The organism is Saccharibacillus sp. WB 17, from assembly GCF_008634075.2.
Lineage (GTDB): Bacteria > Bacillota > Bacilli > Paenibacillales > Paenibacillaceae > Saccharibacillus > Saccharibacillus brassicae.
In genome coordinates this window covers 34,514-56,332 of record NZ_VPFK02000041.1, presented here as the reverse complement: position 1 = coordinate 56,332, position 21,819 = coordinate 34,514, and the positions used below count along the sequence as shown (strand labels likewise).

Here is a 21,819-nt window from a genome sequence, read left to right as displayed (position 1 = left end):
GTCGAATCCCGAAGGGGATACCTTATGGCACATCGCCGATCCGGCGTCGCGCCGCACACCAAAAAGACACCGTTCCCGGTGTCTTTTTGGTGTGTATGGCCTATTCAAGAATTTAAGGATTCAGCGTCGAGTGGAACTGCGCCACCGCTTGAACCAGCGAACTTCGGGCGTCCTGCAGCTGCGCCTGCGTCGACGTTCTCGACAAGGTCAGCGCATGCTTGTTGATCGCCTTGCGCAGTTCGCCCACGGCCGAGCTCGGATATTGACCCGAGCGAATGCCTTTGGGCGAATCGAGCAGCTTGCGCGCTTCGTTCAATTCAACATCCAGCTGCACGCCTTCGACGAGACAGTCGTAGGCTGTTTGCACGTTCCGCGCTGCCGCTTCCATAGACAGCACGCCCGAAGAGTTGACCAGGGCGGATTCCATTTCGTTCGCCTGCGAGCGGAAATCGTTCAGCCATTTTTCCACGTCACGACTGCCTGCCGCTCCGAGCGCCGATTGTTCGGCCGCCTGCCGCTGGGCATTCAGCACGGCCAACCGTTCGCCGCGATCGACGTTCATGCGGTCACGCAGAACGGCCCAGCCTTCGATATATTTGCGATAGGCTTCGCGGAACTGCTCCACACTCGAGTTGGGATCGTACGCCACTGCCTGCGCTTCGGCGATCACGACCATCATCGCGTCGGCCGCTTCCTGCGGATACATGCCCGGAGCCGTACCGGTCGAAGCGCTGAGCATTCGGGCCGTCTGGAAAGTTTGTCGTTCGAGAATGGAGAAATCGCGAATATAATCTTCGATGTAGGCAGTAAGAGCGGAATCGAGGGCCGAGCGGGAGGCGTTAAGCTTGGAGGGTGAAGGGTTTGCGTCAAGCAGCAGGGCGCGTGCTTTGTCCGAAGCCGTTCGGACCGCCAGGTAGCGCGCGTTGCCGGGGTCGCTGTAGAAGTCGTCCGCGGCTTTGTCGGCCATGGCCAGCGTCTTCGCGAGCGCCGTTCGCTCTGCGGTGTTCCAGCCGGCCGGCTGGGCGGAAGCCGCGTGGGCGGTCGATCCGAGGTCGGGCGCGATCCATGTTCCTCCGAACGCAACGCCGAAAGCCAGTGTGGCGGCTATCCATTTTTTGGTTCCTATATGCCTATATGTACTCAATAAGAACTCCTCCTTATGTCGTGATGTTCAAAGTCTGGGTGTCGGCAAGCGAATTTGTTCCCCATCTAATTAAACCTTTGACCGAAAACGAAACCTGATTTTTACAAAAGCCCCGAAAAACGAAGGTTAATCGACCGCATTGTACGCAAAAAGATGCGTAACCCCGCCGGCTCCTATAAAATGAAAGAGAACGGGTAAATATAGAAGAACGAGGGTAGACAGCCCGGCCCATAAGGGGGAGGAAATTCATGCCAGGCAAAGACCATTATAACGCACTCGGAGTCGCAGCGAACGCCTCCCAGTCGGAAATCAAGAAAGCGTATCAAAAACTGGCGAAACAATGGCATCCCGACGTGAACAAAGCGGCGGGGGCCGAAACTCGCTTCAAAGAAATCGCCGCCGCCTACGAAGTGCTCGGCAGCGAAGACAAGCGCCGCGAATACGACGCTTCCCGGCTGCGTCCGGGCGGAAACGGTCCTTCGCGCGGCGGAACGGGGACGTACGGCTCCCAGGGAGCCGGCTTCGGCGGAGGCTCCTATGACTGGATCAACGATCTTCAACATGAAGATATGTTCGATATGTTCTTCAACGAGCGGGTCGGCGGCTTCGGCACGAGAATGGGAGAGGCCGGTTCCCGCCCGCCGGAATCGTCCACGCTCGAAGTGACGCTGGAACAGGCTTACCGCGGCGAGACGGTCCGGATCAAGCTCGGCGGCAAAACGATAGGCCTGCGGCTGCCCGAACGTTCGCGCAGCGGCAACACGATCCGCATGACCGGCAGCGGCAGCAATGGCCTGGCTCCCGGCGAAGAACTGCGCATCGCGCTGAAGATTGCCGCACATCCGCTGTATACGCTGGAAGGGGAAGATCTCGTCGCCTCGCTGCGCATCGCGCCCTGGCAGGCCGCGCTCGGCGGACAGGCCCGGATCGAGCTGCCGGACGGGGCCGCGGTGAACCTGAATCTGCCCCGCGGCATCGCCGCCGGAAGAAGGCTGCGCATTCCGCGCCGCGGGCTGCAAAAAGCGGACGGCACGTACGGCGACTTTTTCGCGGAAATCGAAATTACGGTGCCCGAACCGACGCAGGCGGAAGAAGAATTGTACCGCCGCCTGGAGAGCCTGTCCGCGTTTCGGCCGGGACTCGGCAAGCGCGGGTCCCGATAAGGAGGCAGGACGATGGATTTTAACCGGTTGACGCAAAAATTGGAAGAAGCGCTCTCCTCCGCGCAATCTCTTGCGGCGGCGGGCGGCCATCAGGAGATCGATACGCCGCATCTGTTCAAGGCGCTGCTTCTGCAAGACGGCGGCCTGCTGCCGAGATTGCTGCAGCGGATGGACATTTCGCAGGGCAAGGCGCTTGAAGACGCGGAACTTCTGCTGCGGCGCAAAGCCCGGGTCAGCGGCGGCGTGCAGCCTTATTTCTCGGCCGACCTGCTGGCGGTGCTGGATCAGGCGCAGCTGGAAGCGGAACGCATGCGCGACGAATATACGGCGGTAGAGCACGCCGTGCTCGCTTTCGACCGCGATCGGCGCGGAGGCATCGGCGAGCTGCTGCGCGCCGAAGGCATGACGCGCGACAAGACGCTCGGCGTGCTCAAAGACATTCGCGGCAGCCAGCGGGTGACCGGCCGCGAGCCGGAAGACACTTACGAAGCGCTGGAGAAATACGGCCGCGATCTGGTATCGGAAGTGCGGGCCGGCCGGATCGATCCGGTAATCGGGCGCGACGCCGAGATCCGGCGGGTCATTCGGATCCTGTCGCGCAAAACGAAAAACAACCCGGTGCTGATCGGCGAACCCGGCGTCGGCAAAACGGCGATCGTGGAAGGATTGGCGCACCGGATCGTCAGGCGCGACGTGCCGGAAGGGCTCAAGGACAAGACGATCTTCTCGCTCGATATGAGTTCGCTCGTGGCGGGCGCCAAGTACCGGGGCGAATTCGAAGAGCGGCTGCAGGCCGTGCTGCGGGAGATCAAGCAGGCCGACGGGCGGATCATCCTGTTCATCGACGAAGTGCACACGATCGTCGGCGCCGGCAAATCCGAAGGCGCGATGGATGCGGGCAATATGCTCAAGCCGATGCTGGCCCGGGGCGAACTGCACTGCATCGGCGCGACGACGCTTGACGAATATCGCGAGCATATCGAGCAGGACCCGGCGCTTGAGCGGCGGTTCCAGCAGGTGCGGGTCGGCGAACCGGGCGTGGAAGACACGATCTCGATCCTGCGCGGGCTGCGCGAGCGCTTCGAAGTGCATCACGGCGTCAAAATTCATGACAGCGCCCTCGTGGCGGCCGGCGTGCTGTCGGACCGTTACATCTCCGACCGGTTTCTGCCGGACAAAGCGATCGACCTCGTCGACGAAGCGTGCGCCATGATCCGGACGGAGATCGATTCCATGCCGGGCGAGCTGGACGAAGTGACGCGCCGCATGATGCAGGCCGAGATTGAAGAAGCAGCGCTGCGCAAAGAGACGGACCCTGCCAGCGTGCGCCGCCTGGAGAAGCTGCGGCGGGAACTGGCGGATCTCCGGGAAAAGCATCTGGGCATGAAAGAACGCTGGGAAATGGAAAAAGCGACGATCGAAAGCGTGCGCGAACTGCAGCGCAAGCTGGAGAAAGCGCGCAAAGATCTGGAAGAAGCGCAGGAAGCGTACGATCTCGACAAATCGGCGGAACTGAGCTACGGCATCATTCCCGGTCTGGAACGGGAATTGAAGCAGGCCGAACAAGAAGCGCAGCGCGGCGGCGAAAAGCGGATGCTGCGCGAAGCGGTCACGGAAGCGGAAATTTCGGACATCGTCTCGAAATGGACCGGCATTCCGATCAGCCGGCTGGTCGAAGGAGAGCGCGAGAAACTGCTGCGTCTGGAAGACCTGCTGCGCGAGCGCGTCGTCGGGCAGGACGAAGCGATCGGCCTCGTGACCGACGCCGTGCTGCGCGCCCGGGCCGGGATCAAAGACCCGAACCGGCCGATCGGCTCGTTCCTGTTCCTCGGCCCGACCGGCGTCGGCAAGACCGAGCTTGCGAAGGCGCTGTCGGCCGCGCTGTTCGACCGCGAAGAGAACATGATCCGGCTCGACATGTCGGAGTACATGGAGAAGCACAGCGTCTCGCGCCTGATCGGCGCGCCGCCGGGCTATATCGGCTACGAAGAAGGCGGCCAGCTCACCGAAGCGGTGCGGAGGCAGCCGTATTCCGTTATCCTGCTCGACGAAGCGGAAAAAGCGCATCCCGACGTGTTCAACCTGCTGCTTCAGCTGCTCGACGACGGGCGGTTGACCGATTCGCGCGGACGAAACGTCGATTTCAGAAATACGATCGTTATCATGACGTCGAATATCGGTTCGGTGGATCTGACCGGCGAGGCCGCAGGCGGCGGGCAGACAGGCGGAGAAATTTCGGCAGCCGCCCGTGACCGCGTCATGCAAGAACTGCGCGGCCATTTCCGCCCCGAGTTCCTGAACCGGGTCGACGACGTCGTGCTGTTCCGTCCGCTCGGACTGGGCGAGATCGGCCGGATCGTGCTGAAATTGGCCGGGGAGCTGCGGGCGCGGTTGGCGGAGCGCCGGATCGAGCTGGAATTGTCCGACCGGGCCGTGCAGCTGATCGCGCGGGAAGGCTTCGATCCGGTCTACGGCGCGCGGCCGCTGAAGCGCTATCTGCAGCGTACGCTGGAAACGCGCGTCGCCCGGGCGCTGATCGCCGGCGAAGTGCAAGAAGGAGACCGCCTGTTCGTGGACGAAGAACACGGCGCCCTGCGCCTCGACGTACGGCCGGCCGAAAAAGATTAGCACCGAAAAGGAGAATGGCCTATGGAACATTCGCAGCAAGCGCAAACGCAAGCTCAGACGCCGCTTGATCGGCAGACGGACATTTTGGAAGCGGCCGCGGCGCTCGCGCAAAGGGAACTGGAACACGAAGGCAGCGGACACGACTGGTGGCATATCCGCCGCGTGACCGAACTTGCGAAGCGGATCGGCGCGGCCGAGGGGGCGGATCTGTTCATCTGCGAACTGGCCGCGCTGCTGCACGATCTGGCGGACGAGAAACTGGTCGCCGATCCCGAAAGCGGCATGCGGCAGACGGCACACTGGATGTCGGAGCACGGCGTCGCCGAAGCGGACACGGACCGGGTTATGGAGATCATCGCCACGATGTCGTTCAAAGGCGGGTCCGGCCGGCCGATGAGCACGCTGGAAGGCCGGGTCGTGCAGGATGCGGATCGGCTCGATGCGATCGGAGCGATCGGTATCGCGCGCACTTTCGTCTATTCCGGCAAAAAAGGGCGCCCGATGCATGATCCGAATCTGCCCGTCCGCCAGAACATGACGTCGGAAGAGTACCGCAGCGGCAACGATACGGCGATCAATCATTTTTACGAAAAACTGCTTCTATTGAAGGACCGGCTCAACACGCCTTACGGCCGGCGCATCGCCGACAGCCGCCACGCTTATATGGAAGAGTTTCTGGAACGGTTCGACCGGGAATGGAACGGAGCGGACCTGCTGGACGGAGAGGAGCCGATATGAGCGATACTTTCGATCCGATCATGCTGGAGCTGCCCGAATACTTCGAGACGGAGCGACTGATCGTGCGGGCGCCGCGTTCCGGCGACGGCGCGGAACTGAACGCAGCGATTCGCGAGAGCCAAGCGGAGCTGAAGCCGTTTATGCCGTTTGCCCGCGTGCTGCCGGAGCCTGAAGACACGGAGCGGCTGATGCGCCGCAAACGGCTGGAATTTCTCGCGCGAACGGACCTGATGCTGCTGATGACCGACCGGGAAAGCGGGCGGATCGTCGGCGCAAGCGGCCTGCACCGGTTCGACTGGAACGCGCGCCGCTTCGAGATCGGCTACTGGATCCGCAGTTCGCTGGCCGGCCGGGGACTTGTGACCGAAGCCGTCAACGGCGTGACGGCGTTCGCGGCGGAGCGACTCGATGCAAATCGGATCGAGATCCGGTGCGACGAGCGCAATGTGCGCAGCGCGGCGGTTGCGCGGCGCGCGGGATTTGCGCTCGAAGGCGTGCTGCGCAGCTGGCGCCGCGAAGAAGACGGCACGCTCGTAAACGAAATGGTGTTCGCGAAAGTGCGCGGCATCGATTATTGAACCCTACGCAAGCAAAAGATTATAAACGGAGGATGCCCCATGACGAAAATCGCGATTCTATCAGACCTTCACGGCAATCTTCCGGCACTGGAAGCGGTGCTCGGCGACGTCGAGAGCCGCGGCATCTCGGAAATTTACTGCCTCGGCGACCTGGTCGGCAAAGGTCCCAGTTCGGACCGGGTCGTGGACCTGATTCGCCGGAGCTGCCGGCATACGGTCAAAGGCAACTGGGACGAATTTCTGCCCAATCCGACCGATTCGGCCACGCTGCGCTGGCATCAGCGGCTGCTCGGCCAAGAACGGCTGGATTATTTGCGCTCGCTGCCGTTTTCGATCGAGTTTTGGCTGAGCGGCCGCTACGTGCGGCTGTTCCATGCCTCGCCCCGCAGCGTGTTCGAACGTATCCAGCCGTGGGACGACTACGCCGCAAAGCTCAGTCTGTTCGAGCCGTCCGACGTCAGCGTTCAACCGATCCGGGCGGACGTGGCGGGCTACGGCGATATTCATAACGCCTACATGCAGCATATGGAAGGCGGTCTGCTGTTCAACGCCGGCAGCGTCGGCAATCCGCTCGACGTGACGCAGGCGTCGTACGCGATTCTCGAAGGCGAGCTGGGCGAAGAACGGCGCAAAAGCACGCTGGATCTCACTTTTGCCCGCGTGCCGTACGATATCGAACTTGCGGTCCGCCAGGCGGAAGAAGCGCAGATGCCGGAACTGGCTCCCTACGTGCAGGAACTGCGTACCGGGCGCTATCGCGGCCTGGGCCATGCCTAGCAAATGAATCCCGAACCCGGCTTTCGGCCTGCGGACCGGCGCGAAGACTGCGCCGCCGCGGAAACCGACTTTGCCGGGTTCTTTTTCCGTCTGGAGGGTAATGAAGAGAAACGGCGGCCGAACGCACGCTTCCATTCGAAAGTTCGACCGTACGGCTGCGTATGAACTCATCCCGGCTAAAATCCCAGACGAAGAAGGTGCGCACTCATGGAACAAATGCCAACGACCGAACACGAACGCCCAAAAGTCATTTTAACCGGGGCAAGCGGATATATCGGACAGAACCTGATGAAAAAACTGACGGAAGACTATGACGTTATCGCCCTTTCCCGCCACGGCGGCTCGAAGGAAGACGAAGAGCATGTGGAATGGAGAAGCTGCGACTTTTATTCGATGGACGACGCGCTGGAAAGTCTTCAGGGCGCGGACTTCGCTTTTTACCTGATCCATTCGATGATGCCGACCGCCAAGCTGACGCAGGGCAACTTCGAAGATATGGACGCGATCCTGGCCGACCATTTCGCCCGCGCGGCGCGCAAAAACGGCATCAAGCATATCGTCTATCTCAGCGGGATCCTGCCTGACGACGTGCCGGAAGAAAAACTGTCCCGCCATTTGCGCAGCCGTCTGGAAGTGCAGAAGATTCTCGAATCGTCCGGCGTGCCGGTCACGACGATCCGCGCCGGATTGATCGTCGGACCGCAAGGTTCGTCGTTCCCGATCCTGCACAAACTGGTGGAACGCCTCCCGATCATGACGCTGCCGACATGGACGCGCACGCTGACCCATGCGATCGCGCTCGACGACGTGCTGAATGCTCTGAAGAACAGCGTGAACAACGAAGCGGTCAAAGGCCGCGCGGTCGATGTAGGCGGTCCGGACGTCATGAGCTACAAAGAAATGATGAAGCAGATGGCCGAAGTGATGGGCGTGAAGCGCCGCTTTATCGATCTTCCGCTGCTGACGGTCAATCTGTCCCGGTTCTGGGTGACGATGATTACCCGCGAGCCGCGCGAGATGACGTATCCGCTGATCGAAAGCCTGATCCACCCGATGGTCGCCCATGAAGAGAACAAAGTGGAAGGCATCAGCTACGGGCAAAAAACGTTCAAGGAAGCGGCCAAAGAATCGATTGAAGAAGAAAAACGCAAAAAAGAAGAAAAAGCGGAAAAAGAAAGCCAAAAAAGCGAATCGTCGAGCGGCGAATCGTCGGAATCGACGTCGGAAAGCATCAAAAAATCCGACGTCCGCTCCGTGCAGCGCGTGACGCTGCCGCAGGGCAAAGACGCGCAGTGGGCCGGCGAATATTATTTGCAATGGCTGGGCAAAGCGATGGGACCGCTGATCCGGGTTACCCAAGGCGAAGACGGCGTAAGCCGGGTCTATATCCGCTTCTTCAGCCGTCCGATTCTTGAGTTGAGCTACGATCCGGTCAAAAGCGGCGAAGACCGCGCCGTCTACCGGATCACGGGAGGCATGTTCGCAAGTTCCAAAGACAGCCATTCCGGGCGTCTGGAATTTCTGATGATCCCCGGATCGAGCGACTGCGTCGTGGCGATTCACGACTACATGCCTTCGATGCCGTGGTTCCTGTACAAATACACGCAGGCGAAGCTACATCTGGCCGTCATGTACCTGTTCCGCAAACATCTGGAACGCAAAGGCAGACTGGGCAGATCGAGCACGTCCAAAAAAGCGGGCGGTTCGGTCGGCACGCCGTCTTCGGCGGAAAGCTGATTTGACGGCACGGGAAAAAGAGGACCGCACGACGACGGACGTTTGTTAACGTTTATTGAACAAGCGGGTACGGGCGAATCGCCGATACGGAAAAGATTTTCCGTGCCGGCGGTTCGCTTTTTTGCGGCTTCGGCTTCGGGCCTGTGATAAAAATCTTTGCGCATTGCGAACATTTGCGTTATTATTAAATTATAATCATTCTAATTAAAACGGCGAACAGAACGTCGCCACAACTGCAAACAGGCAGCCAGAAGTTCAAAGGAGGTTCGAGACCATTGATCAGCGTGGAAGAACAACTCAAATCGATGAAGCAGCAGATGATGGCAAAAGGGTATAAATCGACCGTTCAACGGGAAGCGACGATGCGGGTTCTGCTCGAACACGAGCGTGACCATATGAGCGCCGAGGACGTATATATGCGGGTGAAGGAACGTTTTCCGGAAATCGGACTGGCGACGGTATACCGGACGCTGGAACTGTTGACGGAGCTTCATCTGGTCGAGAAGATGAATTTCGGCGACGGCGTTGCCCGGTTCGACCTGCGCAGCAAAGACCACGAGCATATGCACCATCATATGATCTGCTCGATCTGCGGCGAAGTCGAAGAGATCAAGGACGATTGGCTGACGGAGCTGGAACAGCGCGTGAAGCGCGAATACGGGTTTAACGTGTCGGATCACCGGCTCGATTTTATCGGTACGTTCTCGTCCTGCAAACACGGCGATTGCCGCCGCCACTGCGAGACAGCTTCGTAAACGGGTGACGTATAGCATCGGGGCGGCGCCGCAGGCAATCGGATCAAGCATGAGCAAAAGGGTCGGCAGCATGCCGGCTCTTTTTTGCTGCGCAAAGATTGACAAGCGGCAGGGTAATGAATACATTTGTATACAGAAGCATACAGGGAGAAGGAGGGGATCAAGATGCGCGATGGGGAAGAAGCGGATTTTCCGAAAAAAGGGCATGGGTATCCGAACGAATTGGACGCCGACCGTACGCAGGAAAAAGAAAGCGGGCGGCGCGGCCGCTCCGAAGGCGCGCAGACGTTCCGCCGCGGACGGGCGCTGCATTTTCTGGAGCGGCTGGAACTGCGACGCGACACGCTGTCCGCGCAGCTCGAAGAGCAGGCGTTCGACAGCATCCGTCCGGTCATTGCAGGCGAACTGAAAGCGGTGGACGGCATCATCCGGGAATTTGTGCAGGCGTTCGAGCTGCACGACAAGCCGGAAGAAGGCGGACGCGTATCGGGTGGACACCGGGGCCACGCGCACGGACGCGGCCGCCGGCACGGCGGTTCCGAACGGCAAGGCGACAGCCGGCCGCAGGACTCGCAGCCGGAAGACGGACGCCCGTCGCCGGAGCCGGAACAATCCGGCTTCTGAACGCGCCTTAGAGAGAAATATCACAAGACGGCAGCCTTTTTTTATGTTATATTTGTTCAAATATCATTCTCCAACGTCCCTTCATCGTCGATTCGAAGCTTTCGCGGAAGAACCCTTGCCACTCGGTGGAAGATACTGTCGGTCGTCGTTAAGCAGAAGATTGGATCAGCTTTTCCAAAAAGGAGGGTGTACACATGCAAATTATTGCTTGTACGGAAGAACATCAGGATCGGTTAACAGAAATTTGGCTGCTGTCGGTTCGCCGCACGCTGTCGGACCTTGACCCGAGCGACATCCAGTTCTATGCCCGCCTGTTCCGGGAAGAAATTCTCGAGCGGCTCGAACTGCATGCCGTGCGCGGACGCTTCGGCGGGGAATTGACCGGATTTATCGCCATGAAAGATTCCAAAGTCGAACTGCTCGTCGTGCATCCGCACTACCAGGGTCAGGGCGTCGCGAACGCGCTGCTTGACCATGTGTCGCAGCGCGGCGAATTGGCGGTCGACGTCGGCGATCAGACGCCGGATATTTACGAATTCTACCACAGCCTGGGATTCGTCGAATCCGGCCGTTCGGACTCGGCCGCTTCCGGCCGCGGAGGATCGACCGTCCATCTGCTGCGCCCGGGCTTCGATGCGCAGACGGACGTTTCCTGATCCGTGCATGACCGATCATCGCGAGCCTATGCTGCGGCATCTCGCTCCGCTTCGGCTGTGCCGGGCGATCTTCGATCGTTACCGTCAGGCGCCGCAAGGGCGAGAACGGTAACCGCTGCCCGGCTTCTGCCGAACCGATAACGAACTGCAGCCCGCCGCGGAAGTCCATACCGGACTTCTGCGGCGGGCTTTTTTTGGGCTGCTGTCATCGCCGGAATAGAGCGATCTTCCGGACTGGCGCGCCGGTCGGATTCGTGCGGTACCGCTCCGGCGCTTCCGATTCGACGACGGATTGTCGATCGAATGAGAGCCGGATCGTCGGAAAGCGTTGATTTTGTCGAAATTGTACCGACAAACGATGTCGAAAACCTTTTCCAAATAATTATAAAAAATGGATACCCTAAAAAGGGTTACTTTGAAGAAACAGGGAAAAATAAAAAAGCGAAATGCCTAGAACAGGCGCTTCGCTTTATTTGCGTAGAAGAGTTAAAAAAACTTGACCGTAGTATAAATTTCCATATTGACAAGATATATAAAGAGGAGTACAGTTGAAGCAAGCACAATATGTCGAATAATATCGAATAACGACGATCTTTTGTCGACAATTATCATTTTAATCGAAATGGGGAATTATAGCAATGAAAGCAACAGGCATCGTAAGACGCGTAGACGAACTTGGACGGGTAGTCATTCCGATTGAACTTCGCAGAACAATGGGTATCGATATCAAAGACGGACTGGAAATTTTCGTAGACGGCGAACGCATTATTCTCAGAAAATACGCACCGACTTGCATCTTCACGGGCGAAGCCGAAGATCTCGTCTACTTCAAAGGCAAAATGGTCAGCAAATCCGCTATCGAAGAATTGATCGACCTGTACCAAACGGAATCCAAGTAATTTTTCCTTTATCGCGCTTCAGCGCTTCTCATAGAGTCCGCCGCTTCCTTCCGGGGAACGGCGGGCTTTTTGAGCAAGGGTAAGGTACGCAGCGGCACAAAAAGAGGCCCTCTCTCGAAGAGGAGCCTCTTTTTGGCATGCGTTCGATCCGGCGCGCGGTCTTCGTGCGATCAGGACTGCGGCGCTTCGACGCTGAGCGCGTAAGCCGCGCGGTCGTTCGTCAGTTCAAGGCGATCGCCGCTCTGGCTGCCGATCGCGAGTTCGTTGATTCCGATCTCGTACGTATCGCCGGGCAGCGGCACGCTCTCGCCTTCGCCGTTGACGATACTGCCGCTTCCGCGCAGCAGCAGCGCGCGTTCGAGGTAATCGTCGACGGGATTGTCCTGCGGACGCTCGCCGATCTCTTCAAGCTCGAACCGCACGATATCGGTATCTTCGTTTTCTTTTTTCTCGATATGCAGCGTTTGACCCGACTTGCCCTTCAGCCATTCGCTCAAAGCTTCGATCTGTTTGTCCATCTGGAGTCACCCTTTCTTCCGGCAAAGCTTCCCGCTTCGCCTGCGTACTTTCCTTTTACCCCGCCAAGCCTTCAAGCAAACGCCTTATGTCCTGCCGTGTGCCGCGCTTTTTGCGCCTGCCCTTGCCTTACTTGGGGTCCTGAAGCCTGCGCGCAAACGGGCGGTAGGCCGCGTAGACGGCGAGCAGGAAGCCCGCGTACAGGCCCAGCACCGTAAGCGTTCTAGGAACGTCGGTGAACAGGTTCTGGCCGACGAAAGCGAATACGAGCATGGCCGGGATTTTGCCCAGCGCGGAAGCCGTGACGTAGATGACCGGCCGAATGTTCAGAAAAGCGGGATACAAGTTGACGAGCGCCTGCGGCAGCAGCGGCACGAGGCGGGCGGCGAGAATGACGGGAAACGGGCGGCGTTCCATCATCCGGCCGATCCGCTCAAGGCCCGAATATTTGGACAGTGCGGCGCGCCCCTGCTCCCGGAAAAACACCCGCGCAAGCGTATACTGCATCAGCGAAGCCGCCGTCACCGCCAGCCAGGCCAGCAGCGCGCCCACAAGCGGTCCGTACAGGAAGCCGAGCGAACCGATCACGAGCTTGTACGGCAGCACGGGGAAAAAAGCGAACAGAAACGCAAGCGCCCAACCGGCACCGGCCGGTAGCGAGACGTCTCCGAGCAGGCCGTTCAATTCGTGGCGGTAGACCAGAATCGTCAGCAGCGCCGCGGCATACAGGGCGAGCGTGATCCATTTTTTCATGCGGCGTCGCGTCTCCTCTCCGTCCGGGCGCGCCAAGATGGCCCCGCCCGGGTTGCGTACTCCGATTGTATGCGATGGACGGCGGGGAAGTCGAGCGGGAGGTGGGGGACGGGAGCCGTCGTTAGTTTTGCCCGGGAAGCGGGGGACGGATATACTTGGAAAAGACAGGTTTGAAGCACGACGCACAAGGAGAGTGGGAAACGATGAAACGGGAAAAAGAATCTGAGTGCGGAATGCGGCCGGGCGGAGCCTACGGCCAAATGGCCGGACCTAACGCGCTGCGCGATCCGCTGTGGGGCACGGCGATCGTGCCGAGCGCGGCGGAGACGAAGCTGCTGCGCACGAACGCGCTGCGCCGGCTGCATTTCGTACGCCATGCGGGACCGGCGGCGCTGCATACGCAGCATACGTCGTCGCGGCTTCAGCATACGCTCGGCGTGTTCGCGCTGATCGCGCATTTTGCGCCGGACTGGCCGGAACTGCGGGCGGCGGCGCTGCTGCACGACGTCGGCCACGGGCCGTTCAGCCATGCGCTGGAAGGGATCGGAGGCTTCGACCATCACCGGCGCTCCGAAGAAGTATTGCATTCACCGGAAATCCGGCAGGCGCTGGACGGGCTCAATGCGACCGAAGTATTCGACCTCATCCAAGGGCTGCGCCCCAATCCGCTGCGCAACGGGGAACGGGTGCTGCATGCCGATCATCTGGATTCGTGGGTACGCAGCGCCGCCTCGTTCGGCATCCTGCCGAAACCCGCTCCGGAGCTGCTGCGCGGCTACCGCTTGTCCGGCTCCTCGTACCTCGAAGCGGACCAAGGTACCGCCGAGCTGACGCTTCGGTTGATTGTGCACGAAGCGGAGTATCACGCTTCGGCAGACAATATCGGGCCGGTCGCCGTGCTGCGCGCGCTCACGCTCCGCTTGATCGAAGCCGGCGGCCTGCTGCCGGATCGGCTTGGCGACCTCGCCGACGAAGGGCTGCTGCATGTGCTTCGGCAGCATCCCGCGACCGCCGCGGAGACGGCGCGGCTGCTGGAGCGCCCGCACGAACTTGCGGTCGTCCGCCGGGGCGAGCCGGCGCCCGAAGGCGCTTATCCGCATCGCTTGAACAAACTGTATCTGGCAATGCCTCGCGTGGCGGGCGGACTTCGGGCCGACGAACTGCCGTCCTATGCGCGGATCGCCGGGCTAAGCGAACTGCTCGGCGATTACGCCGTGTTCTGGCGGGAGGAAGGAGAATGGGCATGAGCGATAAGAGCGGGCAGGAGGAGGATTTTCAGGTACCTGCTATACTCCCTAAAAACAAAGGAGGTAACCGATCATGATTTTGGAAGCGGCCATGCTGCAGGTCAAGCCGGGACGTACGGAACAATTCGAGCGTGATTTTCGCGCGGCTTCGGTGTATATCGGGCAGATTTCGGGGTACAAAGGACACGAATTGCAAAGATGTCTTGAGGACGACCACAAATATTTGCTGCTCGTGCATTGGGAGAAGCTTGAAGATCATACGGAAGGTTTCCGCGGTTCGGCGCAGTATCAGGAATGGAAAAAAATGCTGCACGACTACTACGATCCTTTTCCGACGGTCGAACATTTCGAGCGGGTCTATCCATAAGGAAAAATAGCCGCAGCGCTGAAAAAGTCTGCCTTCTCCTGAATAAGAAGCGGCGGGCTCGGCGTGTCCGGAAACCACGTCCCGGCGCACAGCGTGCCTGACCGCGTGATCCGGATCAAAAGTCAGTATTTTATGCGAAAAAGCTGCTCAAAAAGCAAAAAGCTGACTGGAAGTCAGCTTTTTACTTCGATTGGACCTGCCAAAAGCGAATTTTGAAGAAAAAGTGGATGGGAAGTCAACATTTCAGCCAAACAAGCCGTTCAAACAGCAAAATGTGGATTTCAGGTCAGCCTCAGGCAGGAAGGCGAGACTTTTTCGACAGCCTGATCCGACCTTACGGGCGGGCAAGGCCGATTCAGAACAAGCTCCAGTCCATTCGCTGCGACAGGCGTTCGAGCAGATGCACGCCGGCGCTGCTGTTGCCTTTGGCATTCAGCGCGGGGCCGACGACGCCGATGCCGAGCGCGCCCGGCACGAACGTGAGGATGCCGCCGGACACGCCGCTTTTGGCCGGAAGACCCGCTTTGATCGCGAATTCGCCGGAAGCATTGTACATGCCGCACGTAATCATGAACGTCTTGGCAATCTGCACGTAGCGGCGCGGGATCAGTTCTTCGCCGCTGACCGGGTCGGTTCCGTCGCCGGCCAGCACGAGCGCCATGCGCGCGAGGTCGCGGCAGGTGGCTTCGATCGAGCAGTGGCGGAAATAGACGGACAGCACGTTCTCGACGCCTCCGTCCAGCACACCGTTTTCCACGAGAAAATAACTGATCGAGCGGTTGAGGTTGCCTGTCTCGTATTCGGACCGGTAGACCGCTTCGTTGACCTGCAGTTCGCTGCCGCCCGCCAGACGGCGGAAAAATTCGAGAATACGCGCGGATTTCTCTTCCGGCGAAGAGCCTTTGATCATGGACGAGACGGTAATCGCCCCGGCATTGATCAGCGGATTGAACGGGATGCCCGGCCGCACGAGTTCCAGCTTGAGCATCGAATTGAAGTTGTCGCCGGTCGGCTCCATGCCGACGCGCCCGAACACCGCTTCTTCGCCGTTGTCCATCAGGGCGAGAATGAGGGTGAACACTTTGGAGATGCTTTGCAGCGTAAACGTCGTGTCGCAGTCTCCGGCCGAAGCGGAGTTGCCGCTCAGGTCGAGCAGGTGAATCCCGAGCGCGTCCCGGCGCGCTTTGGACAGTTCGGGGATGTACGAAGCCACCTCGCCGAAAGCCGCTTCCTGCCGGCTCTGCTCCAGCCATTCCGGCAGAAACTGCCGAACTTCGTCCAATCGCGCTTGTTTGTTCGTCATGCACGCAGCCTCCTTGTAGGTCGTCGTTGATGTTCCTATCGACTCTGAATGTCGGATGTCGGGAGCGTCCCCGGGCACCGCAAGCCGTCGTACGTATCATACCGCAGTCTTCCGCTCATAGACACCTGACATCCAATGTCTGCTTGACTGCCAGTTAGCTCAGCAGTTACAATATTATATACGGTTTCGCGGAACATTGTTCGGCGAATAAGGCCCAAACGTTCGGAAAAGCGGGATGCGCCCTGACGTACGACGCCCAATGAACGATATGCGAAAAGCGACAAACCGCCCGTTCCTTCGCGAACGGGCTTTATAGGGAGTGGAGATCATGGAGAAACTTCTCGAAGTTAAAGATTTGGCGATTTCATTCAGAACGCGCGCCGGCGAAGTTCAAGCAATCCGAGGCGTCAACTTCCATCTGAACAAAGGCGAGACGCTGGCGATTGTTGGCGAATCCGGTTCGGGCAAAAGCGTAACGTCCCAGGCGATCATGAAGCTGGTGCCTGAGCCGCAAGGACAGTACAAACGCGGACAGATCATGTTCGAAGGCCAGGACCTGATCAAAAAAACGCAAAGCCAAATGCAAAAAATGCGCGGCAAAGAGATCGGCATGATCTTCCAGGATCCGATGACCTCGCTGAACCCGACGATGAAAGTCGGCAAGCAGATCACCGAAGTGCTGTTCACGCATGAAAAGATTTCCGGATCGGACGCCCGCGCACGCGGTCTGGAACTGCTGAACCTCGTCGGCATTCCGAACGCGGAAAAGCGCTTTGACCAGTACCCGCACGAATTTTCCGGCGGTATGCGTCAGCGCGTCGTCATCGCGATGGCGCTGGCCGCCAATCCGAAGCTGCTGATCGCCGACGAACCGACGACGGCGCTCGACGTGACGATCCAGGCGCAGATCCTCGAACTGATGAAGGATCTGCAGGCCAAGATCGGTACGGCTATCATCTTCATCACCCACGATCTCGGCGTCGTTGCCAAGATGGCGGACCGCGTAGCGGTCATGTACGCCGGACAAATCGTGGAAATGGGCACGGCTGCCGAGATCTTCTACGATCCGCGCCACCCGTACACCTGGGGACTGCTGTCCTCGATGCCTGCGCTCGACAGCAACGGCGAAGAGAAGCTGACCGCGATTCCGGGCACGCCGCCCGATCTGCTGCACCCGCCGATCGGCGACGCGTTCGCTCTGCGCAGCACGTACGCCATGAAGATCGATTTCGAGAAAGAGCCTCCGATGTTCCAGGTCTCCGACACGCATTTCGTCAAGTCCTGGCTGCTGCATCCGGACGCTCCGGCGGTTACGCCGCCCGAAGCGGTCCTGCGCCGTCAGCGCAAGCTCGATAACACGTACGACAAGCCGGTTCTGGTTCAGGCTTAAAGATAGACGAATAGAAAAAGGGATGAAGCCGAAAGTATTCGGTCTCATCCCTTTTTTGCCGTTGTTTTTTTGTCGCGAAACTTGAAGTAATACAGCATGGAGGCACTGATATACAGCACGCCGGTGATGCTGAACGTGATCGCGTAGCCCCAGTAATTGCCGTATGTCGTAATGAGGTAGGACTGCACCGGTCCCATGCTGGCCCAACCGAGCATGAAAGCGGTCTGGGTCAACGAATTGGCGATGCTGCGCTTGCTGTCCGGGATACGGTCGACCATGACGGCGGACTGGATCGGGTTGGCGGCATTCATCAGCGCCTGCCGGAACAAGAACGCGATCGAAGCGACCAGCGCGATGTTCGTGAATCCGGTCGTCAGCAGGAACGGAAGCGACAGCATCTGGAACAGGACGACGGCGCGGACCGGCCCGACTTTTCTCGACAGTGTCGGTCCGATCAGCATGGATACGATCGTCATGATCTGCCCCAGCGAGATCAGCAGGCTCATCGTCGTCAGCGATACCCCGAACCGGTTCGTGAAGTACAGGTTCAGGTAAGGCACGACGAGGCCGGAACCGAGCCCGATCGGAAGCTGCGCGAGCACGAACCAGAAGATGATGCGCGAACTTCCCGCATCCTGCGTCCGCGCGCCCGCTTCGCTTGGCACGGAGTTCTCATCGCCGCCGCCCGGCTTGGCCGGAACGGGCGACGTGGCGGGCGGTTCGGACTGCCGCCGGCTCTCGCGGATAAACAGCATGGGCACGAAAGCGGCAAGCGTCGCGACGCCGCCGACGAACAGCGTGAATCGCAGACTCTCGACGCGCGGGAGGCCGGTATGCTGGAGCCAGTCGGCGAGTACGCCGCCGCCCATGCTGCCGAGCACCTGCGCGGCGAGCATCAGCGAGGAATAAGCGCTGAACAGAGCGAGCCGCTGCGACTTTTTAACGTTTTCGGCCAAAAACGGGATAGCCAGCACCTGGAAGAAGGCCGCGAACACGCCGGAACAGACCGCGAGCAGCAGCAGCATCGGTTCCGCTTCGGCAAACGCGCGCAGCGCGAACACGACGCCGCTGAACAGCGCTCCGATCACAAGCAGCATCTTGCGGCTAAGCCGGTCGCCGAACAGGCCGATCGGGATAAAGATGCACGCCGTCGCGAGCGACTGAATACTGACGACCCGTCCATTCATCGCGTCGCCGTAGCCGATTCCCTGAATGTAGAGATTGTACAGCACGGAGAACATGCCTCCGCCGATCTGGTACAGCAGATTGGCAAGAAAAAACAATTTGACGTTGCGCGGCCAACCGGCGATTCCGGCGGTCAGGCGCCTGAGCGATTCCAATTGCGGACCTCCTTTACAGGTAAACACAACCTTTTTATCTTACCAGTTCGCAAGCAAGGGGGAAAGGAAACGCGTCAGTTCGGCGCAGCGGCGCAGCGGATGAATATCTCTACGCTTGCGAAGTCTGCCCCCGATACACGCAAAGTATAGGTAAAGTCCGCGAAAATAGAATTTTGCCGCTTGGCTCGGTATACTGGAAAAGAAGCCCAAGCCTAACGCTTACAAGCACAACGCTTAACGCTTAACCAAACAAGAAAGCGGGGGAACGCCATGAGTTTGAGCGACGACAACCGCAAGCGTCTGGAGAAAGCGATCCGGGAATGCGATTTTGCGCATGCCGAGCCGTATTTGCTCGCCAATGCCAAGCAGACGATTCTCTGGAGCGGAGCGGCGCCCGGCAGCGATCCGGAGATCGGCGGTTCGCGCGCGGGCGGCGAACCGGATCTTCCGGCCGGCACGCAGTGGCCGCTCGGTGCGTCCGGCGTGCCGCTGACGTTCGTCATGCAGCTGAAGCTTGACGACGTGCAGGGATTGGACCCCGAGCGGCGTATGCCGGAGCGGGGCACGCTGTTCTTTTTCGCCGGGGATTACGATCTGACGGTCGAGCACCGGGTGCTGCACGCAGCGCCGGAGCAGATGCAGGGAGCCGCGCGGCAGTCGCCGCCGGGGCCGACCGCCCATGACGAGTACGGCGGACCGTTCAAGCCGCGCCGCCTCGTCGCCCGGGCATCGCTGGACCTGCCGGGCTACGCCTATGTCGACGAAGAAGCGACGGAAGACGAGGAGCACGGATGGGAAGAGTACGAAGACCTGGGCTTTGCCCTGCACGCAGGCGAACCTGCCGCGGTCGCGAAAATGTTCGGCTATGCCGAAGGGCAGCACGGCGACGATGAATACCGGGCCGCGCTGGAATTGTTCGGCTGCGAATCGACCTATTATCCGGAAGAAGCGATCGACCGCCTGACGCGGGCGTTTGACGGCGACCGGGAGCGGGCGCTGCGGGAAATCGCCGGCATCGTCATGCTGGCGGAGATCGATTCCGATTCGGACGTCGGCTTCATGTGGGGAGATGCCGGGGTGCTGCACTATTTTATCCGCGCGGAAGATTTGCTGGCCGGCCGGTTCGACCGGACGACCTGTTCGTTCTATTCCAGCTAGACCCAGAAGGAGGGGCTCGCCATGACGACGGAACGCGAAGACACGGAACGCGAAGATACGCAGCGCGAAGAACTCGATCCGCAAACGGAAGGCATGCTTGCGGCCGAGCAGGATTTCGGCTTCGCGCGCGTCTACACGATTGAATTGAAATACAAGGAAAAGCCGAATTTTTCGCGCAAACGGCTGTACGAGAAAATGCAGCTCTACACCGGTACGGTCGAACAGCCGGAAAAGCAAAAGCAGGCAGACCGTCTGGTCGTCTGGGAGCCTTCGAACGAAGCGGAGACGGACATGCTGCACTTTTTCCATCTGAATTATCCGGTCATGTTCGCCGACGGCGAAATGCCGGCGCAGACGTCGCTGATGCCGACGCAGAATCGTCCGGCGTCGGCGTACGAAACGGCCGTTCAGCAGGCGTGGCATTGGCCGGAAGCGGGCGAAGTCGTGGCGGAATGTAGGCATTCCGTGCGTCTGATCGACATGATGGCGTCGGGCCTTGAGCCCGCGCAGCGGCTGCGGCTGCTGACCGGGGCGCTCCGGGCGCTGCTGGAGACCGCTCCGTGTGACGCCGTCTATTTCCGGGAAAGCGACAAGCTGCTGGAGCCGGGCGATTACTTGACGGCGATCGAAGCGGGCGGCATTTTGTACGGGGCGATGAACGTACGGTTCTTCAATGTGGAAGGAACGGACAGCGGCCGCAGCGAAAGGCTGATGGACACGGTCGGGCTGGCCGCTCTCGGCGTTCCCGACGTGCAGTGCCATTTCTTCGATCTGGAACCGAACGAGGTGGCGCAGCAGGTGACGAATCTCGGGTATTATCTGTTCAACAGCGGCGACGTGATCAAGGACGGCGAGACGTTCGGGCCGACCGAAGACGTTCGCTGGCGCTGCGAGCACCAATATGCGCTGGCGGGCCCGCATCGCCTCGTGCTGGACGTCGATCCGGGCAGCCCGTATTATGCCGGTCGGCATAAAGCGCCGATCCGGGAATAGCTAATAAGTCAAAATTTTAATAAGTAAAATCTTGCATAACTGTTTCGAATTTGTGTATGGTATGTACGGCCTGTATACTGAAGAAGACAGCTTGGACGAACATGTCTTCCGCGCGGTTTGACGGAGGCCGGGTGTCGGCTGATCGGATACAGGAGAGTGACGCATGCGCAAAATCAAAGTGGTTACGGATTCGACCGTTGATCTGAGCGATCAGGTATTGGCGGAATACGGAGTAGAAATGGTCCCGCTCTCTTTTACCATCGACGGACAGAATTATACGGACCGGGTAGACATTACCCCGGAGACGTTTATCCAGAAAATGATCCATGCCGCCGAACTGCCGAAAAGCTCGCAGCCGGCTCCCGGAACGTTCGTCGAACTGTATGACCGCCTCGGCGCGGAAGGGTACGACGTAATCTCGATCCATATGACCGGAGGCATGAGCGGCACGGTGCGTTCGGCCGAAATGGCGTCGGAGATGACCGATACGAACGTAACCGTGATCGATTCGAAATATATTTCAAGAGGACTGGCTTTCCAGGTCGTCGAAGCGGCCAATATGGCGGCGGAAGGACGGAGCATGGACGAGATTGTGGCGCGGCTGGACGAAGTGCGCGAAGCGACCCGGCTGTACGTCGTCGTCGACACGCTGGAGAACCTCGTCAAAGGCGGCCGGATCGGCCGGGGCAAAGCGCTGATCGGATCGCTGCTGCATATCAAGCCGATCGGCATGCTCAAAGACGGCGTCTACACGCCGGAGTCGAACCCGCGCAGCCACGCCCAGGTCGTGAAGCATCTGGCCCGCGAATTTGCCGAAGACGTGAAGGGACGGACGATCAAAGGCGTCGGTCTTGTTCATGCGGAAGGCAGCAAGCTGGCGGAGAGCCTTAAAGCCAAAATCCACGAACTGACCGGATATACGCAAATCGAGATCGATTACACGACGCCCGTAATCAGCACGCATACGGGACCCGGCGCAATCGGCTTTATGTATTATTACGAGTAGCCTCGAAGGAAGATTTCCAAAACCAAAAGCCGTTCCCCCGGGGGGAA

General features: G+C 59.5%; 22 protein-coding genes. 17 read left to right on the top strand and 5 right to left on the bottom strand.

All coding sequences use genetic code 11. The features are described from left to right. Positions 1-112: 112 nt before the first annotated feature. Positions 113-1,144, bottom strand: coding sequence for a hypothetical protein (locus FTE24_RS18485; RefSeq protein ID WP_150231070.1), 1,032 nt, complete (start codon positions 1,142-1,144; stop codon positions 113-115). 248 nt (positions 1,145-1,392) lie between these two features. Here FTE24_RS18485 and FTE24_RS18480 point away from each other — a divergent pair, with 248 nt between their 5' ends. The 11 genes from FTE24_RS18480 (at position 1,393) to FTE24_RS18430 (ending at position 11,699) form a co-directional block, all read left to right on the top strand. Then, a complete protein-coding gene (locus FTE24_RS18480; protein WP_150231068.1) occupies positions 1,393-2,307 on the top strand; it encodes a DnaJ domain-containing protein in 915 nt (304 codons plus the stop codon). A gap of 12 nt (positions 2,308-2,319) precedes the next feature. Beyond that, complete coding sequence (gene clpB, locus FTE24_RS18475) at positions 2,320-4,935, top strand: ATP-dependent chaperone ClpB (protein WP_150231066.1); 2,616 nt, start codon at positions 2,320-2,322, stop codon at positions 4,933-4,935. Positions 4,936-4,956: 21 nt separating this feature from the next. Continuing rightward, positions 4,957-5,673, top strand: coding sequence for an HD domain-containing protein (locus tag FTE24_RS18470; RefSeq protein WP_150231064.1), 717 nt, complete (start codon positions 4,957-4,959; stop codon positions 5,671-5,673). Continuing rightward, positions 5,670-6,251, top strand: a complete 582-nt coding sequence (locus FTE24_RS18465) for a GNAT family N-acetyltransferase (protein ID WP_150231062.1) — start codon at positions 5,670-5,672, stop codon at positions 6,249-6,251. Before FTE24_RS18470 ends, FTE24_RS18465 begins: the two co-directional genes overlap by 4 nt. Positions 6,252-6,290: 39 nt before the next feature. Continuing rightward, complete coding sequence (locus FTE24_RS18460) at positions 6,291-7,028, top strand: metallophosphoesterase family protein (protein WP_150231060.1); 738 nt, start codon at positions 6,291-6,293, stop codon at positions 7,026-7,028. A 207-nt stretch (positions 7,029-7,235) separates the two neighbouring features. Further along, the gene (locus FTE24_RS18455) at positions 7,236-8,765 is read left to right on the top strand and encodes an NAD(P)H-binding protein (RefSeq protein ID WP_237401832.1); all 1,530 of its coding nucleotides are present in this window, start codon (positions 7,236-7,238) and stop codon (positions 8,763-8,765) included. A gap of 275 nt (positions 8,766-9,040) precedes the next feature. Then, positions 9,041-9,520, top strand: a complete 480-nt coding sequence (gene fur, locus FTE24_RS18450; RefSeq protein WP_141449279.1) for a ferric iron uptake transcriptional regulator — start codon at positions 9,041-9,043, stop codon at positions 9,518-9,520. A 165-nt stretch (positions 9,521-9,685) separates the two neighbouring features. Beyond that, a complete protein-coding gene (locus FTE24_RS23075; protein ID WP_202111912.1) occupies positions 9,686-10,144 on the top strand; it encodes a hypothetical protein in 459 nt (152 codons plus the stop codon). Positions 10,145-10,338: 194 nt separating this feature from the next. Next, positions 10,339-10,800, top strand: a complete 462-nt coding sequence (locus FTE24_RS18440; RefSeq protein WP_150231058.1) for a GNAT family N-acetyltransferase — start codon at positions 10,339-10,341, stop codon at positions 10,798-10,800. Positions 10,801-11,103: 303 nt separating this feature from the next. Then, positions 11,104-11,352, top strand: a complete 249-nt coding sequence (locus tag FTE24_RS18435; protein ID WP_150231056.1) for a hypothetical protein — start codon at positions 11,104-11,106, stop codon at positions 11,350-11,352. 86 nt (positions 11,353-11,438) lie between these two features. Further along, positions 11,439-11,699, top strand: a complete 261-nt coding sequence (locus tag FTE24_RS18430; protein ID WP_150231054.1) for an AbrB/MazE/SpoVT family DNA-binding domain-containing protein — start codon at positions 11,439-11,441, stop codon at positions 11,697-11,699. Between the two features lie 170 nt (positions 11,700-11,869). On the opposite strand, the gene FTE24_RS18425 is transcribed toward FTE24_RS18430, so the two are convergent. Next, positions 11,870-12,217, bottom strand: a complete 348-nt coding sequence (locus tag FTE24_RS18425) for a hypothetical protein (RefSeq protein WP_150231052.1) — start codon at positions 12,215-12,217, stop codon at positions 11,870-11,872. 127 nt (positions 12,218-12,344) lie between these two features. Then, positions 12,345-12,968, bottom strand: coding sequence for a TVP38/TMEM64 family protein (locus tag FTE24_RS18420; RefSeq protein WP_150231050.1), 624 nt, complete (start codon positions 12,966-12,968; stop codon positions 12,345-12,347). 203 nt (positions 12,969-13,171) lie between these two features. Here FTE24_RS18420 and FTE24_RS18415 point away from each other — a divergent pair, with 203 nt between their 5' ends. Beyond that, entirely contained in the window at positions 13,172-14,215 is a 1,044-nt protein-coding gene (locus tag FTE24_RS18415; RefSeq protein WP_150231048.1) for an HD domain-containing protein, read from the top strand. Between the two features lie 73 nt (positions 14,216-14,288). After that, on the top strand, positions 14,289-14,582 hold the full coding sequence (locus tag FTE24_RS18410; protein WP_150231046.1) for an antibiotic biosynthesis monooxygenase family protein: 294 nt from the start codon (positions 14,289-14,291) through the stop codon (positions 14,580-14,582). Between the two features lie 355 nt (positions 14,583-14,937). Here the strand turns inward: FTE24_RS18410 and glsA are convergent, their stop codons facing one another. Further along, positions 14,938-15,885 (bottom strand): glutaminase A, encoded by a 948-nt coding sequence (gene glsA, locus FTE24_RS18405; RefSeq protein WP_141449286.1) that lies wholly within the window; start codon positions 15,883-15,885, stop codon positions 14,938-14,940. A 328-nt stretch (positions 15,886-16,213) separates the two neighbouring features. Here glsA and FTE24_RS18400 point away from each other — a divergent pair, with 328 nt between their 5' ends. Continuing rightward, a complete protein-coding gene (locus FTE24_RS18400) occupies positions 16,214-17,275 on the top strand; it encodes an ABC transporter ATP-binding protein (RefSeq protein WP_202111911.1) in 1,062 nt (353 codons plus the stop codon). A 44-nt stretch (positions 17,276-17,319) separates the two neighbouring features. Here FTE24_RS18400 and FTE24_RS18395 read toward each other — a convergent pair whose 3' ends face one another. Next, entirely contained in the window at positions 17,320-18,615 is a 1,296-nt protein-coding gene (locus FTE24_RS18395) for an MFS transporter (protein WP_150231044.1), read from the bottom strand. Positions 18,616-18,885: 270 nt separating this feature from the next. Between FTE24_RS18395 and FTE24_RS18390 the strand changes: the two genes are divergently transcribed. The 3 genes from FTE24_RS18390 to FTE24_RS18380 all read left to right on the top strand — a co-directional run bounded on the left by FTE24_RS18390 (position 18,886) and on the right by FTE24_RS18380 (position 21,772). Beyond that, positions 18,886-19,773, top strand: a complete 888-nt coding sequence (locus tag FTE24_RS18390) for a DUF1963 domain-containing protein (protein WP_150231042.1) — start codon at positions 18,886-18,888, stop codon at positions 19,771-19,773. A gap of 21 nt (positions 19,774-19,794) precedes the next feature. Beyond that, positions 19,795-20,766 carry a DUF4261 domain-containing protein gene (locus FTE24_RS18385; protein WP_150231040.1) on the top strand — a complete coding sequence of 324 codons (972 nt, stop codon included), beginning with the start codon at positions 19,795-19,797 and terminating at the stop codon, positions 20,764-20,766. Between the two features lie 163 nt (positions 20,767-20,929). Further along, complete coding sequence (locus tag FTE24_RS18380) at positions 20,930-21,772, top strand: DegV family protein (protein ID WP_150231038.1); 843 nt, start codon at positions 20,930-20,932, stop codon at positions 21,770-21,772. The last annotated feature ends 47 nt before the right edge of the window (positions 21,773-21,819 follow it).

What these genes read in the sequence shown, in the direction of transcription:
- FTE24_RS18440 (WP_150231058.1), top strand. Translation starts at nt 10,339, where the DNA reads ATGCAAATTATTGCTTGTACGGAAGAACATCAGGATCGGTTAACAGAA.
- FTE24_RS18415 (WP_150231048.1), top strand. Translation starts at nt 13,172, where the DNA reads ATGAAACGGGAAAAAGAATCTGAGTGCGGAATGCGGCCGGGCGGAGCC.
- clpB (WP_150231066.1), top strand. Translation starts at nt 2,320, where the DNA reads ATGGATTTTAACCGGTTGACGCAAAAATTGGAAGAAGCGCTCTCCTCC.
- FTE24_RS18435 (WP_150231056.1), top strand. Translation starts at nt 11,104, where the DNA reads ATGAGAGCCGGATCGTCGGAAAGCGTTGATTTTGTCGAAATTGTACCG.
- FTE24_RS18410 (WP_150231046.1), top strand. Translation starts at nt 14,289, where the DNA reads ATGATTTTGGAAGCGGCCATGCTGCAGGTCAAGCCGGGACGTACGGAA.
- FTE24_RS18455 (WP_237401832.1), top strand. Translation starts at nt 7,236, where the DNA reads ATGGAACAAATGCCAACGACCGAACACGAACGCCCAAAAGTCATTTTA.
- FTE24_RS18390 (WP_150231042.1), top strand. Translation starts at nt 18,886, where the DNA reads ATGAGTTTGAGCGACGACAACCGCAAGCGTCTGGAGAAAGCGATCCGG.
- glsA (WP_141449286.1), bottom strand. Translation starts at nt 15,885, where the DNA reads ATGACGAACAAACAAGCGCGATTGGACGAAGTTCGGCAGTTTCTGCCG.
- FTE24_RS18430 (WP_150231054.1), top strand. Translation starts at nt 11,439, where the DNA reads ATGAAAGCAACAGGCATCGTAAGACGCGTAGACGAACTTGGACGGGTA.
- FTE24_RS18400 (WP_202111911.1), top strand. Translation starts at nt 16,214, where the DNA reads ATGGAGAAACTTCTCGAAGTTAAAGATTTGGCGATTTCATTCAGAACG.
- FTE24_RS18480 (WP_150231068.1), top strand. Translation starts at nt 1,393, where the DNA reads ATGCCAGGCAAAGACCATTATAACGCACTCGGAGTCGCAGCGAACGCC.
- FTE24_RS23075 (WP_202111912.1), top strand. Translation starts at nt 9,686, where the DNA reads ATGCGCGATGGGGAAGAAGCGGATTTTCCGAAAAAAGGGCATGGGTAT.
- FTE24_RS18380 (WP_150231038.1), top strand. Translation starts at nt 20,930, where the DNA reads ATGCGCAAAATCAAAGTGGTTACGGATTCGACCGTTGATCTGAGCGAT.
- FTE24_RS18465 (WP_150231062.1), top strand. Translation starts at nt 5,670, where the DNA reads ATGAGCGATACTTTCGATCCGATCATGCTGGAGCTGCCCGAATACTTC.
- FTE24_RS18425 (WP_150231052.1), bottom strand. Translation starts at nt 12,217, where the DNA reads ATGGACAAACAGATCGAAGCTTTGAGCGAATGGCTGAAGGGCAAGTCG.
- FTE24_RS18470 (WP_150231064.1), top strand. Translation starts at nt 4,957, where the DNA reads ATGGAACATTCGCAGCAAGCGCAAACGCAAGCTCAGACGCCGCTTGAT.
- FTE24_RS18385 (WP_150231040.1), top strand. Translation starts at nt 19,795, where the DNA reads ATGACGACGGAACGCGAAGACACGGAACGCGAAGATACGCAGCGCGAA.
- FTE24_RS18460 (WP_150231060.1), top strand. Translation starts at nt 6,291, where the DNA reads ATGACGAAAATCGCGATTCTATCAGACCTTCACGGCAATCTTCCGGCA.
- FTE24_RS18420 (WP_150231050.1), bottom strand. Translation starts at nt 12,968, where the DNA reads ATGAAAAAATGGATCACGCTCGCCCTGTATGCCGCGGCGCTGCTGACG.